General features: G+C 49.6%; 19 protein-coding genes. 11 read left to right on the top strand and 8 right to left on the bottom strand.

Annotated features, from left to right (window positions below; translation table 11 throughout):
- Positions 1-4: 4 nt before the first annotated feature.
- From FXF61_RS15015 to FXF61_RS13885, 3 genes are all read right to left on the bottom strand, one after another.
- Positions 5-166: a hypothetical protein gene (locus FXF61_RS15015; protein WP_218571815.1), complete on the bottom strand. Its 162-nt coding sequence runs from the start codon at positions 164-166 to the stop codon at positions 5-7.
- 22 nt (positions 167-188) lie between these two features.
- Positions 189-485, bottom strand: a complete 297-nt coding sequence (locus tag FXF61_RS15010; protein ID WP_218571814.1) for a virulence RhuM family protein — start codon at positions 483-485, stop codon at positions 189-191.
- Between the two features lie 157 nt (positions 486-642).
- The gene (locus FXF61_RS13885; protein WP_218571813.1) at positions 643-1,320 is read right to left on the bottom strand and encodes a YdcF family protein; all 678 of its coding nucleotides are present in this window, start codon (positions 1,318-1,320) and stop codon (positions 643-645) included.
- 300 nt (positions 1,321-1,620) lie between these two features.
- Here FXF61_RS13885 and gabD point away from each other — a divergent pair, with 300 nt between their 5' ends.
- The 11 genes from gabD (at position 1,621) to ggt (ending at position 13,778) form a co-directional block, all read left to right on the top strand.
- Complete coding sequence (gene gabD, locus FXF61_RS13880; RefSeq protein ID WP_151185813.1) at positions 1,621-3,069, top strand: NADP-dependent succinate-semialdehyde dehydrogenase; 1,449 nt, start codon at positions 1,621-1,623, stop codon at positions 3,067-3,069.
- 284 nt (positions 3,070-3,353) lie between these two features.
- Positions 3,354-5,285: a triacylglycerol lipase gene (locus tag FXF61_RS13875; protein ID WP_256663440.1), complete on the top strand. Its 1,932-nt coding sequence runs from the start codon at positions 3,354-3,356 to the stop codon at positions 5,283-5,285.
- Positions 5,275-6,285, top strand: coding sequence for a DUF4105 domain-containing protein (locus tag FXF61_RS13870; protein WP_151185812.1), 1,011 nt, complete (start codon positions 5,275-5,277; stop codon positions 6,283-6,285). Before FXF61_RS13875 ends, FXF61_RS13870 begins: the two co-directional genes overlap by 11 nt.
- A 343-nt stretch (positions 6,286-6,628) precedes the next feature.
- Entirely contained in the window at positions 6,629-7,138 is a 510-nt protein-coding gene (gene ectA, locus FXF61_RS13865; RefSeq protein ID WP_151185811.1) for a diaminobutyrate acetyltransferase, read from the top strand.
- Positions 7,139-7,155: 17 nt separating this feature from the next.
- Positions 7,156-8,445: a diaminobutyrate--2-oxoglutarate transaminase gene (gene ectB / locus FXF61_RS13860; protein WP_151185810.1), complete on the top strand. Its 1,290-nt coding sequence runs from the start codon at positions 7,156-7,158 to the stop codon at positions 8,443-8,445.
- An 87-nt stretch (positions 8,446-8,532) separates the two neighbouring features.
- A complete protein-coding gene (locus FXF61_RS13855) occupies positions 8,533-8,913 on the top strand; it encodes an ectoine synthase (protein ID WP_151185809.1) in 381 nt (126 codons plus the stop codon).
- A gap of 182 nt (positions 8,914-9,095) precedes the next feature.
- Positions 9,096-10,544 (top strand): aspartate kinase, encoded by a 1,449-nt coding sequence (locus FXF61_RS13850; protein WP_151185808.1) that lies wholly within the window; start codon positions 9,096-9,098, stop codon positions 10,542-10,544.
- A gap of 127 nt (positions 10,545-10,671) precedes the next feature.
- A complete protein-coding gene (locus FXF61_RS13845) occupies positions 10,672-11,091 on the top strand; it encodes a hypothetical protein (protein WP_151185807.1) in 420 nt (139 codons plus the stop codon).
- Between the two features lie 171 nt (positions 11,092-11,262).
- Positions 11,263-11,742, top strand: coding sequence for a pantetheine-phosphate adenylyltransferase (gene coaD, locus FXF61_RS13840; RefSeq protein ID WP_151185806.1), 480 nt, complete (start codon positions 11,263-11,265; stop codon positions 11,740-11,742).
- Positions 11,743-11,849: 107 nt separating this feature from the next.
- A complete protein-coding gene (locus tag FXF61_RS13835) occupies positions 11,850-12,101 on the top strand; it encodes a YfhL family 4Fe-4S dicluster ferredoxin (RefSeq protein WP_151185805.1) in 252 nt (83 codons plus the stop codon).
- A 9-nt stretch (positions 12,102-12,110) separates the two neighbouring features.
- Positions 12,111-13,778 (top strand): gamma-glutamyltransferase, encoded by a 1,668-nt coding sequence (gene ggt / locus FXF61_RS13830; RefSeq protein WP_151185804.1) that lies wholly within the window; start codon positions 12,111-12,113, stop codon positions 13,776-13,778.
- Here the strand turns inward: ggt and FXF61_RS13825 are convergent.
- The 5 genes from FXF61_RS13825 to FXF61_RS13805 all read right to left on the bottom strand — a co-directional run bounded on the left by FXF61_RS13825 (position 13,775) and on the right by FXF61_RS13805 (position 19,278).
- The gene (locus tag FXF61_RS13825) at positions 13,775-15,646 is read right to left on the bottom strand and encodes a Na/Pi cotransporter family protein (protein ID WP_151185803.1); all 1,872 of its coding nucleotides are present in this window, start codon (positions 15,644-15,646) and stop codon (positions 13,775-13,777) included. The genes ggt and FXF61_RS13825 overlap by 4 nt on opposite strands.
- Positions 15,647-15,890: 244 nt before the next feature.
- Positions 15,891-16,223, bottom strand: coding sequence for a multidrug transporter (locus FXF61_RS13820; protein WP_151185802.1), 333 nt, complete (start codon positions 16,221-16,223; stop codon positions 15,891-15,893).
- 120 nt (positions 16,224-16,343) lie between these two features.
- A complete protein-coding gene (gene mutM / locus FXF61_RS13815; RefSeq protein ID WP_151185801.1) occupies positions 16,344-17,159 on the bottom strand; it encodes a bifunctional DNA-formamidopyrimidine glycosylase/DNA-(apurinic or apyrimidinic site) lyase in 816 nt (271 codons plus the stop codon).
- Between the two features lie 2 nt (positions 17,160-17,161).
- Complete coding sequence (locus FXF61_RS13810) at positions 17,162-17,836, bottom strand: fumarylacetoacetate hydrolase family protein (protein WP_151185800.1); 675 nt, start codon at positions 17,834-17,836, stop codon at positions 17,162-17,164.
- A gap of 47 nt (positions 17,837-17,883) precedes the next feature.
- On the bottom strand, positions 17,884-19,278 hold the full coding sequence (locus FXF61_RS13805) for an FAD-binding oxidoreductase (RefSeq protein WP_151185799.1): 1,395 nt from the start codon (positions 19,276-19,278) through the stop codon (positions 17,884-17,886).
- Positions 19,279-19,423: the final 145 nt, after the last annotated feature.

Here is a 19,423-nt window from a genome sequence, read left to right as displayed (position 1 = left end):
ACCTTCACCACGCAAATTGGCCGAATAATTCTGTGGCCTCACCTTTAGCAATCAGCGTGCGTTTCAGCTCACCAATAGCTATCAACGCATCACCCAACTCAAGTGCGCGCATATCCGACTGTATAATGCCAACCTCAGCCAACTCTTGCTCATCATAGCCCTGCAACAGGCTCCACGAGCGAGCATAGTCACTGATAACCCACAGAAATAATGGCATCTAAATTGTAATGTTTAATACTACGACGCACCTGCCGCAGCCCTTCTTGACGAACTACTAAGAAATCCTTAGTAGTTGCTTCATCCTGCAACTCAGCATCTTTAAAAATATTTTTTAAGTGCACCAGTACGTTTTCAGGCGTGGTATCAAAAAGCTGACCCATCTGCGCCTGACTCAGCCAAACAGTATCCTGATCCAGCGCTACCTCTAGGTGAGCCTTCCCATCACTGGACGTAAAAATCTGTACATTTTGATTTGCTGTGGGCATAGGTTTTCCTTGATTTCACATCTACCACTGCCGGCATGCTGCGTAGGGTTGGACGATCATTCCATTACTTGTGGATTATAGTTCAATTTTGCAGGTACGCACTTTGACTGCACGCCGAAAGACGTCACTCTACCCAGCGGCACTTCTGCTGCTGCATCTATTTAGGTTGGGCGGGCATTACCGCTTGTGCAGGGGTTAACTCAGCATCATAAAAACCCGAGTCAAATAACTTCTGCAGCAGATGGCCAATAATGAAATAGCTTTCTTTGGCATACAGCTTGAATTTCTCAGCCGCTGAGAAGTTCTTAAATTTGGAGGTCGGCGTGGGTGATAGCTGCACTTGCAGATTTAAGTCTCGCGCCATAATCCCTGCGCGCGCCAGATGAAAATAATCACTGACTAAAATGACCGAATCAATCTGCTCCTGTTGCAGGATGACGTGCGCATTTTTTAAGTTGTGCCAGGTATCGCGTGATGTTGTTTCATAGGCTGTATCTTCAGGTGCAACACCAAACTTAATCGCCCAGCGTGCACCCACCTCACCTTCGCTGGGGAAATCTGCACGTAATGCGCCGCCGGTGAAAATAAGTTTTTGTGTAGTTTTGCTTTGATAGAGATGCACGGCATGTCGAATGCGTTCTTTAAATACCGGCGAAGGTTTATTACCCCAAGCAGCTGCGCCTAACACAATAGTGGCAGGGGCTGGCGTCACCGCTCGCTCTTGTGCGCAGTACCAAACATAACCAATCAGACAGGCAAAAATCATCAGCACACAGAGCGTTAAGCCAAATAAGGTTTTACTCAAAATAAGCCAGCGTCTGTTGTGTACTGTCATTATTGTGGACGATCCTTGCGTAGAAATAACGCAGCAACTCATTATTTTCAGGTGATTTTTACACAATACTGAGTCGCATGCCTTGATTTAGTTCTACGTTAAGTCGCGACAAGCTTCTTGTCGAGTCTAGGCGCGCAAGCCTGTTGTACCCCGCATCACTCTGTGTACACTCGATGAAAGACAGCGACCTAAGCAGCGCTTGTATTTACCCCTCTACAACCGCTTAATAAACACACAAAGCAGCAACCGCTTGCACAGCAGCAGGCTGCTGATCTCTTATCCCGTTTTACGGAGGCCATCATGCATTTAAGCGACCCCACTCTCTTTCGCCAACAGGCTTTTATTGCCGGTCAATGGTGCGCGGCTGATAGCGAGCAAACCTTGGCCGTACACAACCCCGCCAATGCAGAACTGCTCGGTTCAGTACCTAAGATGGGCGCAGCAGAAACTCAGCGAGCAATTAACGCGGCACATGCAGCGCTACCGGCCTGGCGTGAAAAAACCGCTGCGCAACGCGCAAAAATTTTGCACCGCTGGTTTGAGTTGATGCTGGAAAACCAAGAGGATCTGGCACTATTAATGACCCTCGAACAAGGTAAGCCTTTGCCCGAGGCCCGTGGCGAAATTGCTTATGCAGCATCATTTTTAGAATGGTTCGCCGAAGAAGGTAAACGCGCCTACGGTGATACCTTGCCCAGCCCTGCCAGCAGCTCACGCTTGCTGGTCATCAAGCAACCTATCGGTGTCTGTGCAGCAATTACCCCGTGGAACTTTCCAGCGGCGATGATCACCCGAAAAGCAGGCGCAGCACTGGCTGCTGGTTGCACTATGGTGATTAAACCCGCCTCTGCTACACCCTTTACCGCGTTGGCGCTGATGGTTTTAGCGCAACAGGCGGGCATCCCAGATGGCGTGCTCTCTGTGGTCACCGGCAGCGCCAGCGCGATTGGTGCCGAACTGACCAGCAACCCGTTAGTGCGCAAACTGTCGTTTACTGGCTCAACCGAAGTCGGTCGCACCTTACTGCGCCAATGCGCGCAAGATATTAAAAAAGTCTCGCTGGAACTCGGTGGTAATGCGCCTTTTATTGTTTTTGCTGATGCCGACCTTGAAGCCGCTGTCAGTGGCGCAATCGCGGCAAAGTTTCGCAATGCTGGGCAAACCTGCGTCTGCGCCAACCGCTTTTATGTGCATGATTCAGTCTATGCAGAATTCGCCGAGCGTTTAACCGCAGCGGTGCAGCAGCTATCGATAGGCGATGGCCGCACAGAAGGTGTCAACATTGGTCCGCTGATTGATCAAGACGCAGTGGATAAAGCGCAAGCACATATTGCTGATGCAGTGCAGCTCGGCGCTTCTCTGCAATGTGGTGGTAAAGTCACTGAAGGCACCTTCTTGCAACCTGCTGTGCTTACCGATGTGCCACACAACGCCATACTGGCACGCGAAGAAACCTTTGGTCCGGTCGCAGCATTAATGCGTTTTAGCGATGAACAGGAGGCTATTGCGCTGGCCAATGACACCGAGTTTGGTTTGGCTGCATATTTCTACAGCCGTGACATTGGCTGCTGCTTCCGCGTTTCTGAAGCCTTGGAGTACGGCATGGTTGGCGTCAATACTGGGCTGATTTCCAATGAAGTGGCACCTTTTGGTGGTGTTAAAGCCTCAGGCCTCGGTCGTGAAGGCTCTAAATACGGGCTCGATGAATATATGGAAATCAAATACATCAATTTTGGTGCCATCAGTTAAACCCTGCACGCCCTGCCGCCAGATATTAAAAGTGGCGGCAGGGCGTTATTGCACTGTTTAACTCGGCAATAGCAGCGACAACCTACAGGCTATTATGATCGACCTACTGCCCGATCCGACAGGCCATCAATTAGGGTGCGGATTATGACTTGAGCCTATTGCGAAAAATATGCCACGACAGCATAGCCTTACTGCTGGATAACCTTCAAAATAGCCATCCTCTGGCATTGCTTAACAGCCTGCACACGACTTATTTTCCGCGTGACCATTTCATAGGCAACTACGTGTTCAACTCTTATTCTTATCGTGCCATCTTTATTGCGCTGCTCAGTTTTTTCTTATTGAGTGGTTGTGCCGGTGTTAAAACTGTATCGGTCAGCACCAATGATTATATGTCGCAACGCCGTGGTGATATTTTAACCACCGGTGAAACAAGCTCAGCGGTCGGCGTTGCCTTACAAGTGGTTGGCATCAACGAAAAACAATGCCGCGCAGCGCCACAGCAATGCCGCGACCAAGTCGCTAAAAATATCGGTATCGATGATGAACAGCGCATGTCTGCCTTGGCCGAGCTTTGGCTGCAAGAAGCGCTGGCAATGGATCAAAAAATCAATGAGGGCATTCTCTCTGAAGACGTACTCAATGCTTATCTCGAAAGCGCGCGGCACGCCTACGCCTATTTGTTTTTAACCCCACGCTCACCGAACCAGCGCGCGCTGGAGGATCGACAGACACAAGTACGCGATTACTACAATTTCTCTGTACAACAAACCGTCACCCGCACCTTTAATCACCACCATCAGCATTTGCTCGATAGCATTGATGAGCAAGGTCTATTCTCTGTGACCTCAAAACAATGGCGCATCAGCGGCCAGCTCAATGAAGTGCGCTTAGCTGAGCGCCAGCAAATACCTGACCAGCTGATTCCTGCCTCATCCCTGACTTTTAAGGGCCTGCGCAACCAGTACCGCCGCGACGGTATCGGCGCTGAGTTGGTGGCTGTCACCGCCAAGCGCGTGGTCAATAAAAGCAGTCGAGAAGACGTCTTCAGTGAAACACCCTTCCCGGCGATTACTGCCGTGTTACGTTTTTCTGGCGATAGCTTAGACGAGGTACTCAACACCCAAGATGTTGAGTTGCTGGGCTTTGATCCCTATAAGCGCAACAGCGTGCGTTTAGCCGGCACGCAAGTGCCGCTGGCGGCCAATTTCACCTCGGGCTATGGCTTGTGGCTGGCACGCTCAGGTTTTGCAAAACAATCATTGCTGACCTTGGTTGGCCGCGGTGAAGTCTTAGAAAAACCACGGGTGTACTTGATGCAGCCCTATGACCCCAAACGTCGGGTGATCATTATGTTGCACGGTTTAGCCAGCAGCCCAGAAGCTTGGATTAATGTCGCCAACGAAGTTTTGGGCGATGAAACCTTGCGTAAAAATTTCCAAGTGTGGCAAGTCTATTACCCCACCAATGCACCTTTGGCGCTCAATCAGTATGCAATTCGCAAGGCGATTCAACAAACACTCAAAGCCTTTGATCCTGAAGGCACAAACCGCGCTTCACAAGATGTGGTACTGATCGGCCACAGTATGGGCGGTGTCTTAGCGCGCCTATTGGTTTCTGATTCGGGTGATCGCTTCTGGGAGCCTATTGTAAAAAATTACGCGCTGGAAGGTGAACGCAAGGAGCAAGCACGCAAAAAACTACGCAATTACGCGTGGTTTAAACCCATGCCACAAGTCAGTCGCGCGGTGTTTATTGCTGCACCCCATCGTGGCACACCCTTTGCCGAAAACCGTTTCTCACGCTGGGCCGCCGGAGTGGTTAAGCTGCCGGTCTCGGTGCTCAGTCGTGTGACTGAAATTGCGCAACTATTAGTTGATCCAAGCTCAGCCAGCGCCGCGCCAGTGACGCGGCCACTCAACAGTATTTCCAACCTCAGCAATCAAGACCCCTTTGTGCGTGTGGCGGCAGACATTCCGATCGTCAAACAGGTGCCTTACCATTCAATTATCGGCAACAACACGCCAGAACTGAGCTTGCTACTCTCAAGTGACGGCGTGGTGCCTTATAGCAGTTCACACTTAGCCGGTGCACAATCAGAAAAAGTCATTCGCTCATGGCACAGTGTGCAAGAAACGCCGGCCGCGATTGTCGAGGTGAGACGTATACTGCACGAGCATTTACATGACACCAACGGGCTCTCTTATGTCGATTAATACGCGCTCGATCCTATCGGTTAGCCTTAATCTGCTGCTCTCGTTGCTGTTGCTGATTGCTGCGGCCTGGGGCGGCTTTGCGCTGTATTACCAACTAGCGCTGAGCACGCCTTGGCTGATTGGCGGGTTACTGCTCTGGGTGGGGCTGTCAGTATTTGCACTTATACGCCTATGGCGCGCACCTCGGCTGCACGGCGTATTAATCTATCTCATCCTGCATACAACGTTGCTGCTCTGGTGGAATAGCTTAACCCCTAGCAACAATCATCAATGGCAAGATGATGTTGCACAGATGACCTCAGGCCATGTCGAGGGCGACCAGGTGACCCTGTTTAACGTGCGTAATTTTGATTGGCACTCAGAGACCGAGTACACACCGCGCTGGGAAACCCGCACGTATGATTTAAGCAAGCTGCGATCCGTGGACATGCTGACCTCGCACTGGGGCATGGATGCGATTGCTCACGTTCTCGTCTCGTTCGGCTTTGATGACCACCAGTTCGTCACCTTTTCCGTGGAGATACGTAAAAAGAAAGGTCAAGAATTTTCTGAAATTGCTGGATTTTTCAAACAATACGAACTGAGCATTCTGGCTACCGATGAGCGCGATGCGGTTGCCGTGCGCCCAAATGTGCGCGGCGAAGATACGTTTTTGTACCGTATCGATATGCCCGAAGCGATTCGTCGCCAGCTGTTTTTGTCCTATATCGAACAAGCCAATCAACTGCTCGAACAACCACGCTTTTACAACACCGTCACCGCCAACTGCACCACCCTAGTGTTCGCCATGATGCAACATATCAGCGGTGGTTTACCGTTGGATTCACGCCTACTCCTGACCGGCTATTTGCCCAGCTACATTGAAGAACTGGATGGCCTCACCGATGGCTTCAGCTTGTCGCAGTTACGCAGTGCTGGACGCATCACCGAGCGCTCAAAAAGCGCCGAACACAGCCCTGCCTACTCAAAAATTATTCGTCAGGGCGTGCCTGGCTGGTAATCGCAACATTATGAAAATTTGAAAAGTGGTAAAAAAATACCGTTTTCTTTGCATTTTGATCATTAGTTAGCATGCTAAATGTATATTTTTACGATTTTTCAGCCAAAAAAACACCTTTTATCGAAAAAAGTAAAAATAATTTAAAATATTTTTCAGCACCTTTTTTAGCCCTGCGCGCATTTGCGTTTCGTCAAGCTATAGCGCTTTGAAACGAGAATTTATGCTGCTCAAAAAGTAGCCATTTAAGCAGTCCATATAGCCTTTTGTGCACAAATCCACGGTTGTTATTATTTTTCAAGCGCCTATTCTTAAGAAGCTCAACCAATAACCACAAGGATTTATTTTGAGTTCTGCTACTGTCACATTCCGTCAGCCAACTGGCGACGATGGACACGCTTTGCATCAACTGGTCGCTCGCTGCCAGCCCCTAGACACCAACTCGGTGTACTGCAACTTACTTCAGTGCACTGACTTTGCGGATACTGCCATTGCGGCACAAAACGCCGATGGAAACCTGGTGGGTTTCATTTCCGGCTACCGCCCCCCAGCTCGCCCCGATACCCTTTTCGTGTGGCAAGTGGCTGTAGACAGCAGTATGCGAGGTCAAGGTTTAGCGCTGCGCATGCTCTTAGCCCTTGTTGAAAGGGTCACCGCACAAGGTGTTCGGTTTATAGAAACCACCATTTCACCGAGCAACACCGCCTCTCAGGCTTTATTTTTAAAAGCCTTTAATCAATTAGGAATCTCTCACAGCACCTCAACGCTGTTCTCACGCCAGCAGCATTTTGCTGGTCTGCATGAGGACGAAGTGCTGTACCGAGCAGGGCCATTGCCCCTCGATTCCAACCAATAATTAATACAGGATTAAACATGAAACTCTTCGAACAGAATTTCGAAAATAACGAATCTGGCGTAAGAAGCTATTGCCGCTCATTCCCAGTGATGTTCAAGCAAGCACAGGGTGCTGAGCTGATCACCACTGAAGGTAAACGCTACATCGACTTTTTAGCCGGTGCCGGTACCCTCAACTACGGTCATAACCATCCGGTACTGAAAAAAGCTTTAATTGAATATATAGAAAACGATGGCCTTACCCATGGTTTGGATATGTATTCAGAAGCAAAAGAGCGGTTTTTAGAAACCTTTAATCGCCTGATTTTAACGCCACGTAAAATGCAAGATTACTTGATCCAGTTTACTGGCCCAACCGGTACTAACGCGGTTGAAGCGGCCTTAAAACTGGCGCGCAAAGTCACCGGTCGCAACAACGTCATCAGCTTCACCAATGGTTTCCATGGCTGTTCAATCGGTGCCCTAGCGGTAACCGGTAACCAACATCACCGTGGCGCAGCGGGTGTGACTTTATCTGATGTCAGCCGCATGCCTTATGCCAACTACTTTGGCGACAAGGTCAACACCATTGCCATGATCGATAAAATGCTGGCTGACCCAAGCAGTGGTATCGACAAACCTGCTGCTGTGATTGTTGAAGTAGTGCAAGGTGAAGGCGGTCTTAATGCTGCTTCTGCTGATTGGGTACGCAAGCTGGAAAAGCTCTGCCGCAAGCACGACATGCTGCTGATTGTTGATGACATTCAAGCCGGTTGTGGCCGCACAGGTACCTTCTTCAGCTTTGAAGAAATGGGTATTAAGCCTGACATGATTACTCTATCTAAATCGATCAGTGGTTTTGGTCTGCCGTTTGCGGTGGTCTTGCTGCGTGAAAAGCTCGATGAGTGGACGCCAGGTGAGCACAACGGTACGTTCCGCGGTAACAACCATGCCTTTGTCACTGCAGCAGCGGCGCTAGAAGAGTTCTGGCAGGATGACAGCTTTGCCAAAAGCGTGCGCGAGAAAGGTGAAATCATTGCCAAGCGCATGCACAAAATTACCCGTCGTCACAGCGAGCACAATCTATTCGTTAAAGGCCGCGGCATGATGATTGGTATCAGCTGCGCCAATGGCGAAGTGGCTGCAGAGATCTGTCAGCAGGCCTTTGAAAATGGCTTAGTCATTGAAACCAGTGGCAACCACAGTCAAGTCGTCAAGTGCTTGTGCCCACTGACCATCAGCCATGAGCAAATCAACAAAGCCATGGATATTTTAGATGGCGCATTTGCTGCTGTATTACCGAGCCAGTCAGCAATTAAAGCATCTTAAATGTCACGCTATAAGCTGTTTAAGTAACCGTATTAACCGACCGCTGCACCTGCTCATCAGCGTGCAGCGGCGAGAGGAATTTTTATAATGATTGTTCGTACCCTTGCTGAAGCCGAAAACAGCGACCGTCGTGTTGTTTCAGAAAACTGGGAAAGCACACGCATGTTGTTAAAAGACGACAACATGGGCTTTTCCTTTCATATCACCACTATTTATGCCAATACAGAAACGCATATCTGGTATAAAAACCACTTAGAATCAGTCTATTGCATGAGCGGTAACGGTGAGATTGAAACCTTAGCAGACGGTAAGATTTACCCGATCACAGCCGGCACTCTGTACATCTTAGATAAAAACGATGAGCATTTATTACGCGGTGGCAGCGAAGATATGAAAATGGCCTGCGTTTTTAACCCGCCACTCAATGGCAAAGAAGTGCACGATGAGAACGGCGTTTACCCGCTTTAATCCCGCACAGAGCTGTTCAGCGTGAAAAACCCAAGCGGTGCTATAGTTATTTCAGCGCTGCTTTATTACACTTCGAGTGTCCGTGCCACCTACACGCCTGGTGGCGACACTCAACACAATGAGCTACGTATTCTGCGCCTGACTCATCGTCATCGATTAACTTATTTAGAACGGACGCACACATGCATACCGTAGAGAAAATTGGCGGCACTTCAATGAGCTGCTTCAAGGACCTTTTAGACAATATCTTCTTAACAGAACACCCTAAGCACGGCCTGTATCAGCGTATTTTTGTGGTGTCAGCCTACAGCGGCATGACCAATCAACTGCTCGAGCACAAAAAAACCGGTGAGGCCGGTGTCTATCAGCGCTTTGCTGAGGCCAGTGGTGAAGAGGCATGGCAAGAGCCTTTAGAAAAAGTACGTGCGGCGATGCTGGCAAAAAACCAAGAAATTTTTGCTGACAGCACCCATGCTTTAGAACAAGCCAATCAATTTATTAAGAGCCGCATTGATGACTGTTTCGAGGTGATGCACAGCTTGCATCAGCTCTGCCACTTCGGCCATTTTCAACTCAGCGAACACCTGATGAAAGTGCGCGAAATGCTGGCCTCTTTGGGTGAAGCACACAGCGCATTCAATACTGTACTGGCCTTAAAACTTAAGGGCATCAATGCCCGTTTTGCTGATTTAACTGGCTGGCAAGCAGCGACACCGTTACCTTTTGTGGAAATGATTGAGCACCATTTTAAAGGGATCGATTTCAGCAAAGAACTGGTGATTGCACCCGGTTATACCCACTGCACCGAAGGCTTAATGAACACCTTTGACCGTGGCTATACCGAAATCACCTTTGCCCAGATCGCGGCAGCCACCGGTGCTAAAGAAGCCATTATTCACAAAGAGTTTCACCTCAGTACTGCTGATCCAAACTTAGTAGGTGAAGACAAGGTGGTGACCATTGGTATGACCAACTACGACGTTGCCGATCAGCTGTCTAACTTAGGCATGGAGGCAATTCACCCGCGCGCAGGCAAAACCCTACGCCGCGCCGGTGTCGAGTTGCGTATTAAAAATGCTTTTGAGCCTGAACATACCGGAACTCTGATCAAGAAAGGCTATGCCAGCGTCACGCCACGGGTAGAAATTATTGCCGGCCGTAAAGATGTATTCGGCATTGAAGTATTTGACCAAGAAATGCTCGGTGATATGAATTACGACAGTGAAATCACCAACATCATTAAGCAGCTCAAGCTGTATGTGGTGAATAAGTCGCGCGATGCCAACAGCATTACCTATTACTGTGCAGGTTCTCGCAAAATCATTAATCGTGCCTCACGCTTGATTGAAGAGCATTACTCCAGTGCCGAAGTCACGGTACATAATGTGGCGATTGTTTCAGCCATTGGCTCAAATATGAAAGTCAAAGGCATTCTGGCTAAGACCGCAACCGCATTGGCTGATGCGGGTATCAGCGTACAGGCGCTGCAGCAAACCATCCGCCAGGTGGAAATGCAGATCGTGGTGCAAGAAAGTGATTACGATGCAGCGATTATTGCTTTACACCGCGCCCTGATTGAGCCTGAAAACTATACTGATGTGATTGTCTTTCCCGACGCGTCCAGAGCCTAATAAGTACACATCAGCCACTGCTAACTATGTAGAGTGGCTGATGTTTTACTGCCTGCGACAATAGGGCAAGTGTATTTGCTATATATCAATGTATATTGTAATAACATTTACTCACTGGAGATTCACTATGAAAAAAACACTTTTAGCACTGCTCTTTGCTTCTGTCAGCAGCTACAGCCTTGCTGCAGACACCCAGCATGTGACAGTTACTCTGACCTCAGCCAGCACCATGTCACAAGGCATGGCAATGGTTTTAGCCAACCAAATGCAAGAGCAAGGCGCTCAGGTTGATATTTTACTCTGTGACACAGCCGGCGATCTCGCTTTGAAAGATGCGGGCGGTGAATTGCTCAAGCCTAACGATGTAACACCAGCACAACTGCTCGGTGCGGCTATGAAAAAAGGCGCAACAGCCTCTGTATGTGCGCTATATCTGCCCAATACTGGCCACAAAACCAGCGATTTGCGTGACGGCATTAAACCGGCCAGCCCAGTTGAAATGGGTGCCAACTTACTGCAACCAAACCGCAAAGTTATTGGCTTTTAATTCGCAAGCGCTCAAACCCTTGCCTAGGCAAGGGTTGCACAAAAAAACACAATGAAAATTGACCAAGTCGTCTCCGATCAGTAGGGGCGGTTTGGTTAAATAAACCTTTTTGCGCTGACTGTGCTGCTGCGTTACCATTGCACAACTTTTTAACGCCCATAGGACGTCGCAATGAATCGTGTTTTGTACCCGGGAACCTTTGACCCGATCACTCGTGGCCATAGCGATCTCATTGAACGCGCGGCGCGTATTTTTGATCATGTGATTGTTGCAATAGCAGCCAACCCTAAAAAAAACCCCTTGTTTGATTTAGAACAGCGCGTTGCTTTGGCTAAAGAAGTCACTGCACATCTACCCAACGTTGAAGTGCTTGGCTTTGACAATCTACTGGCGCACTTCGTTAAAGAGGTCGACGCCAACATCCTGATGCGTGGCTTACGCGCGGTTTCTGACTTTGAGTACGAGTTCCAATTGGCCAATATGAACCGCAAACTGGCCCCTGATGTTGAAAGCTTATTTTTAACACCGTCTGAAAAGTACTCGTTTATTTCTTCAACTCTAGTGCGAGAAATAGCCGGACTGGGTGGTGATATTACCGATTTTGTTCATCCAGCAGTTTCCAGCGCACTAGCAGAACGCTTCAAAAAATAATGTATAGCAAGCCTCTGTCTTGCTGGTGCTGCATGCTAACTTAGCTTGCTGCACAGTTAGTGTATTTATTTGGCATTGTGCCCTTACTGCTCTATAGGAGTTGCTTCATGTCGCTAATCATTACGGATGACTGCATCAACTGTGATGTCTGTGAACCCGAATGCCCCAACGGCGCTATTACCCAAGGCGAGGAGATCTATGAAATTGATCCCAACCTGTGCACTGAGTGTGTTGGTCATTACGATGAACCGCAGTGCGTGCAGGTATGCCCAGTCGATTGCATTCCATTAGACCCAAATAATGTGGAAAGCAAAGAAGAGCTGATGGAAAAATACAAGATCATCACCGGTCAGGCTTAAGTCCTCCCTATGCGTTGGTTATCAGCTCTTGCACTTAATATTGTTCTGCTCTGGTCGGTTAACGCTGCTGATCAAGCGCCAGAGCATGGCTATGTCAGCAGTGCACATCCCTTAGCCAGCGCAGCAGGGCTTAGCATCCTTAAGCAAGGTGGCAATGCCATTGATGCAGCCATTGCTGTCACCGCTGCTCTGGCGGTGGTAGAGCCCTATGGCTCAGGACTTGGTGGTGGCGGTTTTTACTTACTGCGCCGCGCTGGTAAAACAGCGAATTATCACTTTCTCGACGCCCGCGAACGTGCGCCACTGGCTGCTCATAGCGATCTTTATCGCGTTGATGGCGTGGTTGACCCTAAGCTATCACTCGATGGAGCGCTGGCTGCTGCGATTCCTGGTATACCTGCAGCGCTCGAAGCCCTCACGCAAGGCCATGCGCGCTTGCCTTTAGCTGATAACCTCGCCCCTGCAATTGCTTTAGCTCGCGATGGTTTTGCCATTGATGCGGTCTATCAAGAACGCGCCGGTTGGCGTCTAGCTGCGCTACAAAAAGATGCTGAATCAGCGCGTTTATTTCTCGATCAACAAACGATCCCAGAGCAAGGCTGGATCTTACGTCAGCCGGAACTGGCTGCCACGCTCAGCCTATTGGCACAGCACGGACAAAAAGGTTTTTACCGCGGTGCTTTTGCTGAGAAATTAGTCAATGCCGTTCAAGCCGCAGGCGGGATTTGGTCATTGGACGATTTAGCCCACTACCGTGTGCAATGGCGCGCACCTTTAATTGTGCCACTGGCCCAGCAGCGCCAATTGATTACTGCACCACCACCATCAGCGGGTGGTATTGCCATTGCGCAAAGCCTGCTGATGTTACAGCGCTTACCGTGGCAGCAAGCAGAGCCTGCACAGCGTGCGCATTATATTGCCGAAGTATTGCGCCGTGCCTACCGTGATCGCGGCCTGCTCGGTGATCCAGATTTTGTTGATAATCCCATCCAAGCATTGCTCGCCCGCCAACACATCATCGAGATGACCGCGAGTATCAACGTTGATCATGCCACCCCCAGCAGCAGCTTAGCGCCGAGTGCTGAGCTGCAGGAAGGCGATCACACCACCCACTTTGCCGTACTCGATCAACAGGGTAACGCTGTTGCTGCAACGTTGTCGCTGAACATGATGTTTGGTGCGGCCTTTACTGTGCCGGGTACGGGTGTCTTGTTAAATGACGAAATGGACGACTTTGCTGCAGACTTGGAGGGCAGCAATGCCTACGGCCTGACTGGCAGCGTGGCCAATCAGATACAGGCGGGCAAGCGGCCGCTATCGTCGATGAGCCCCAGCTTTTTAGAAGGCCCTCACGATTTCTCTGCATTTGGCACCCCCGGCGGCAGTCGAATCCCCAGTATGAATGTCTTAGCCATGCTGGAATACTTAGACGGCAAAGCACCTGCACAATGGGTCGCCAGCCCGCGTATACATCACCAGTATTTACCCGACATATTAGGCTTTGAGCCCGGTACGCTGACGCTGCAGCAGCAGCAACGCCTAGAGAAAAAAGGCCACACACTGCAAGAGCTGACGCGCAATTACGGCAACCAACAAGTGCTCTGGTGGCACAAGCAATCAGGTCAGAGCGCTGGCGCCAGCGACCCTCGTGGACATGGCGTCAGCCTCAGCCATTAAAGTAGAGTTATTAACGGGAAGTCATCGTCTTCACCGCCCAAACGACTGACTTCACGCAGCAATTCATTGTCTCCCACCAGCCCTAGCTGCAACACATTGCGTAAACTTTGCGTAATGCGACTGGCATAGCCCAAGTCATTCATCAGTGAGCTGGCCTGCATATTATCCAGCTTTTGGCTACGCACCTCAGTGAAAATACGGTGACGAAAATCAGCATCAAATTTAGCTGCCTGTCCATCCACCCACTCCAAGCGACTGCGCCAAACATCATCCGGCAGGTCTAAACGACTGACCTCTCGCACTTGACGCAGCACCCACATCACATGGCGGCGCAAGTCTAAATAATGCCCATGTACATGGGAGCGCTCATCACGCAAGTAACGGCCTAGGTTTTTCTGTAAATGCTTGGCATCTTTCACCGCATCCACCAACTGTAAAGCAACCACTTGGCAGGTCATCCAAAACTTTTGATGCTCTTCATCCATTTCAACATCAAGGCGACTCATAAAGCCTAACAAGTCTGAATAAACACCCTTAATATGACGCTGATAGAGCTCCTCTGCATCTAAGCACTCTGCATCATTAGGCCGCGCATCTAAGCGCGCCTCATCCACTCGCACACTGGAAAGCTGTTCCACCGGCTGATACAAGCCATGACAAATCACCTCTAGACTTAAGCGGCCTAAGTGCTGCAACTCCTGCACCACTGCGCGCGAGGCTGTATCCACAGAGGTGAGCGCGGCATCACTTAAGTAACGTGCACGGGTTTCAGGCAGTACGCGTTGCTCAACAGCAGAGCGTTGGCCTGTTTGTGTCTCCGCAATCAAGACGCTAGGCTCAGCACGATCGGGTAAAAACCGGCACAGCCATGCTTCTAAATGACGCTGCCAGGGCCAAAACAACAGCACACCGAGCAGGTTAAACACGGTTTGAAACATCGCCAGCTGGAGCAAGCTATTATCACCCAAACCCAAGCCCGTCATAATCCAATGCACAGCCCACATAAAGGGCGTCAGCAGCCAAAAAGTAATTAAACCGGTAATAATATTAAACAAGACATGCACTGTAGCAAGACGCTGACCACCTCGGTTGCCACCGAGCCAGCCCATCACCGCCACATTTAAACTGCTGCCCACACTGCCACCAATGGCTATCGACATTCCTTGCCACAACTCTAACTGACCTGCAGCCAAGGCCGCTAAAATCAGCATCAAAGTGGCATGACTGGACATCAACATGGCGGTCAGGAGTATGCCTATACCGACAAAAAGCAATTGCCCTAAGTAACCACGACTGACCTGCTCCAGTACTTCTAAATGACTGCCAAACTCAACAAAAGCACTTTTGATCTGGTCAATACCTAAGAAGATAAAAGCAATACCTAAGATAAGCCGGCCAATGCCTTTGCCCTTCTTGCCATTACTGAAACCGGCCAGCACACCAAATACCAATAAAGGCAGTGCCAAGGGACTTAAGCTAAAATTTTGCCCTGCGGCAGCAAGCAACCATATCCCGCCACTGGTGCCTAAGTTGATCCCCAGTAAAATCGAAATTCCACCCGCCAACTGAATCAGGCCAGTGCTGATAAAGGCAATGGTCAGCAACGACATCAGCGTGGTCGATTGCAGCACCATAGTGCCGCCCACACCGAATACGAATCCTTTGAAGGGGGTAGCCGTGCTGCGCTCTAAAAGCTGCTCTAATCGACCACCGGCCAGCTTCTTTAAGCCTTTTTCAAGGCACTGCATGCCAAACAGGAATAACGCTAGACCAGCACAAAGCTCTAACCAGCCTGGGCTGTACCAAAAACTGGCAGATAAAACTACCAGCGCCAACATAGGCAATAAGAACGACTTAAGCTTGTCCATACACCCACCAAAGCGCAGAGCATTGATCAAAAAAGCAAAATGTATTCATTGCACACAGGACGTAACTGACAACCTGCTGAATCAGTCGAGCGGTTAACTAGGGCGCAGATAAACATATTCTGCAGCACAGCTAGAGCACTGTGCTGCAGTATTAAGTAGGCAGAGTATTACACGTATTTTATTCAGCAGAAAAGACCGCTCTCATAATGGGCGGCCTTCAATTAAGGAAGCGTAAAGGTAAAAATCAGTCACTGTGATTATCGTAACCCGACTTGGTGCAACCAAGGCAGCGCACAAATGCAGCTTTACCGGGCTCAACCACAAGGGCCTGGCCTGCACGATCAACACCACCACCAAGTAGCGTAAAAGGCAGTGTCACTACAAATAAGCCAGCACCAATCACAGTTGCGGCTATCAGCAATGGACGTGCAATCACTACATCAGCAACCATAGAGTAAGCGGGCGGCGCATCCACCTGATACTCAGGGTTGCCGCTGACATTCGCAGCAGATGCCGGCATGCTCATCACGCTCATACACAGGGCTAAGATTGCAGCGGTGATTCGAAACATATTCATAACAGCGATCCTTCAGCAGGTTTTTATTGGACTATGTTGACTATATACAGCAGTTCAGTATTTGTCAGCGTGATCTACTTCAATCCGTCAGCAAAAAATACTTTTCACTCATTTATTAGATTAGCGCTGGCATTTGCCACAATACACACTGGCGCGCTGGCCGAGCTTAACCTCGTCCAACTCGCGCCCACAGGACAGGCAAGGCTGGCCTGCGCGACCGTAAACAAACAATGTTTGTTGAAAGTAACCTGGTTTTCCATCGCCACCAACAAAATCGCGCAGCGTGGTGCCACCTTGTTCAATGGCCGCAGCCAAAATACGCTTAATTTCTTGCGTCAATTTAGCATAACGCGCCTTCGACACTCTGCCTGCTTCACGGCGCGGATCAATGCCTGCAGCAAATAACGCCTCGCTAGCATAAATATTACCTACACCAACGACAACCGCATTATCCATAATGAAAGGCTTGACCGGCATACTGCGGCCGCGTGAATGCTGATACAAGTGATTGCTTAAAAAGTCATCCAGCAGTGGCTCAGGCCCCAACTTTTGCAATAACTTATGCTGCAAAGGCGGCTCAGTGCTCCACAGCATGGCACCAAAACGGCGAGGATCGGTGTAGCGCAAGATCAAGCCTGATTCCAGTTCGATATCGACATGGTCGTGCTTGGCCACAGGTGTGCCCTGCTCGACCATACGCAAGCTGCCCGACATGCCCAAGTGACTGATTAATGTCCCCACTTCAGCGCCGATCAGCAGATACTTGGCGCGGCGCTCAACGCTGACAATCTGCTGCCCAGAGAGGCGCACGTCCAAGTCTTCAGGGATCGGCCAGCGTAAACGCCCATTACGCACCACCACACGCTGCACACGCTGACCCAGCAAATGCGGAGCAATGCCACGGCGTGTGGTTTCAACTTCAGGGAGTTCAGGCACGATCAGTTACGCTTAAGAACACAAGTGCTAAAAGCAACATGCCCGGGTAACTCCATCAGTAGCTCATCACCTTCGTGTAACGGCCCAACACCGGCAGGCGTACCCGTTAACACCACATCACCCGGCTGCAAAGCAAACTGCCCAGCCATATGCTGAATCAGCGGAATGATCGGATAGAGCATGTCACGGCTGTTGCTGTCTTGGCGCACTTCGCCATTGATGGTCAAGCGCACGTTAATGTCGGTGCTATCTTTAACCGTAAAACCTGAGACAAAAGGCGCTAATACGCAGGCTCCATCAAAGGATTTAGCGACTTCCCACGGCCAGCTTTTCTCTTTAAGGCGCTCTTGCACATCACGCAAAGTTAAATCCAAAGCCGGTGCAAAGCCAGTAATGGCATCCAGAGTTTCCTCTTCACTGGGCTGACGCGATAAAGGCTTACCAATCAATACCGCAATTTCAATTTCATAGTGCACTGCGCCACGATCAGTGGGGATATTAAAACCGCCATCAGCCGACACCACACAGCTTGCAGGTTTAATAAACAACAAAGGCTCAGTCGGTACCGGATTATTCAACTCTTTTGCATGCGCAGCATAGTTACGCCCCACACACACCACTTTACCCACCGGGAAATGAACGCGCGTACCGTCTATGTATCGATGTTGATAGCTCATAAAAAACCCTTAAAAATCATTAAAATGACTGACAAATGGCTTAATTCTTATACTGGAAAAATCTTGCCCGGATTCATAATGCCATTTGGATCAAAAACCGCCTTAATCGCCTGCATGTAAGCCACCTCTTCTGCCGAGCGACTGTAATGTAGGTAATCACGCTTGGTCATCCCTACACCATGTTCAGCAGAAATGGAGCCGTTATACTTTTGCACGGTTTCAAAAACCCACTGGTTTACAATTGCGCACTGGGCAAAAAACTCATCTTTGCTGAGGTTGTCGGGCTTGAGGATATTCAGATGCAGGTTACCGTCACCAATATGACCAAACCAAACCACTTCAAAATCAGGGTAGTTTTTCGCGACAATCTCATCAATATCACCCAAGAATGCCGGTACTTGACCAACAGTCACCGAGATATCGTTTTTGTAGGGCGTCCAATGCGCAATGGTTTCTGAAATATATTCACGCAACTTCCATAAATTTTCCAGCTGCTGCTCACTTTGGCTCATCACCCCATCGAGCACCCAGCCTTGTTCGACACAATGCTCAAAGGTGGTCAAGGCACGCTCAGCTACTTCCTCGCTGACTGCTTCAAACTCAATCAGCGCATAAAATGGACAGTCTGTTTCAAACGGCGCAGGCACATCACCGCGCGCTAAAACCTTGGCTAACGCTTTGTCTGAGAAAAACTCAAAAGCGGTCAAATCCAAGGTGTTTTGAAACGCATGCAGCACCGGCATAATCGAATCAAAATCTGCCGCGCCCAGCACTAAAGCTGTTAGATTTTTCGGTGCACGATCAAGACGCATCGTCGCTTCAACAACAAAACCTAAGGTGCCTTCCGCGCCAATAAACAACTGGCGTAAATCATAGCCGGTAGCGTTTTTAATCAAGTCTTTATTCAGTTCTAGCAGATCACCTTTACCAGTGACCACTTTCATACCGGCCACCCAGTTGCGGGTCATGCCATAGCGGATCACTTTAATACCGCCAGCATTGGTACCGATATTACCGCCGATTTGGCTTGAACCTGCCGAAGCAAAGTCCACTGGATAATACAAACCTTTGCCTTCGGCAAACATTTGTAGCTGCTGTGTGGCGACACCAGGCTGGCAGACAACAGTGCGGTCGGTCGGATTAAAAGCCGTTATTTGATTCATATTGTCAAACGACACCACCACTTCACCGTTGGCTGCTACTGCACCCGCCGACAAGCCTGTGCGCCCGCCTGACGGCACTAATGCAACTTTATGCTGGTTAGCCCAGCGCACAATGGCTTGCACCTGCTCGATGGTTTTCGGAAAAACAATCGCGCTCGGCGCTGGCGCAAAATGCTTAGTCCAGTCTTTGCCATAGGCTTCTAATGAATCCGCATCAGTCAGTACTTTACCGGCATCAACAAGGGTTTTTAGCTCTTCTATAAGGGCAAGATCAGTCATTTTGGGAACTCTCACACTGTTCATGGTCTGCCTGAAGACTGTTCACGTCATAAGGCTGGCTGTTTTTTCTGTTGCTTATGGTAGCATGGGCACCCCGCTAGTCGCGCCTCACGCCGATTCCCGGGCCGGCTTTATTTTTTTGCCG

The organism is Pseudomonas sp. C27(2019) (genome assembly GCF_008807395.1).
Classification (GTDB): domain Bacteria; phylum Pseudomonadota; class Gammaproteobacteria; order Pseudomonadales; family Pseudomonadaceae; genus Denitrificimonas.
Note: the sequence above shows the minus strand (reverse complement) of the source record. Positions and strands in the feature narration are given on the sequence as shown.

What these genes read in the sequence shown, in the direction of transcription:
- gabD (WP_151185813.1), top strand. Translation starts at nt 1,621, where the DNA reads ATGCATTTAAGCGACCCCACTCTCTTTCGCCAACAGGCTTTTATTGCC.
- FXF61_RS13855 (WP_151185809.1), top strand. Translation starts at nt 8,533, where the DNA reads ATGATTGTTCGTACCCTTGCTGAAGCCGAAAACAGCGACCGTCGTGTT.
- FXF61_RS13835 (WP_151185805.1), top strand. Translation starts at nt 11,850, where the DNA reads ATGTCGCTAATCATTACGGATGACTGCATCAACTGTGATGTCTGTGAA.
- FXF61_RS13885 (WP_218571813.1), bottom strand. Translation starts at nt 1,320, where the DNA reads ATGACAGTACACAACAGACGCTGGCTTATTTTGAGTAAAACCTTATTT.
- ggt (WP_151185804.1), top strand. Translation starts at nt 12,111, where the DNA reads ATGCGTTGGTTATCAGCTCTTGCACTTAATATTGTTCTGCTCTGGTCG.
- FXF61_RS13820 (WP_151185802.1), bottom strand. Translation starts at nt 16,223, where the DNA reads ATGAATATGTTTCGAATCACCGCTGCAATCTTAGCCCTGTGTATGAGC.
- ectB (WP_151185810.1), top strand. Translation starts at nt 7,156, where the DNA reads ATGAAACTCTTCGAACAGAATTTCGAAAATAACGAATCTGGCGTAAGA.
- FXF61_RS13825 (WP_151185803.1), bottom strand. Translation starts at nt 15,646, where the DNA reads ATGGACAAGCTTAAGTCGTTCTTATTGCCTATGTTGGCGCTGGTAGTT.
- FXF61_RS13810 (WP_151185800.1), bottom strand. Translation starts at nt 17,836, where the DNA reads ATGAGCTATCAACATCGATACATAGACGGTACGCGCGTTCATTTCCCG.
- FXF61_RS13850 (WP_151185808.1), top strand. Translation starts at nt 9,096, where the DNA reads ATGCATACCGTAGAGAAAATTGGCGGCACTTCAATGAGCTGCTTCAAG.
- FXF61_RS13805 (WP_151185799.1), bottom strand. Translation starts at nt 19,278, where the DNA reads ATGACTGATCTTGCCCTTATAGAAGAGCTAAAAACCCTTGTTGATGCC.
- FXF61_RS13845 (WP_151185807.1), top strand. Translation starts at nt 10,672, where the DNA reads ATGAAAAAAACACTTTTAGCACTGCTCTTTGCTTCTGTCAGCAGCTAC.
- coaD (WP_151185806.1), top strand. Translation starts at nt 11,263, where the DNA reads ATGAATCGTGTTTTGTACCCGGGAACCTTTGACCCGATCACTCGTGGC.
- FXF61_RS15010 (WP_218571814.1), bottom strand. Translation starts at nt 485, where the DNA reads ATGCCCACAGCAAATCAAAATGTACAGATTTTTACGTCCAGTGATGGG.
- FXF61_RS13870 (WP_151185812.1), top strand. Translation starts at nt 5,275, where the DNA reads ATGTCGATTAATACGCGCTCGATCCTATCGGTTAGCCTTAATCTGCTG.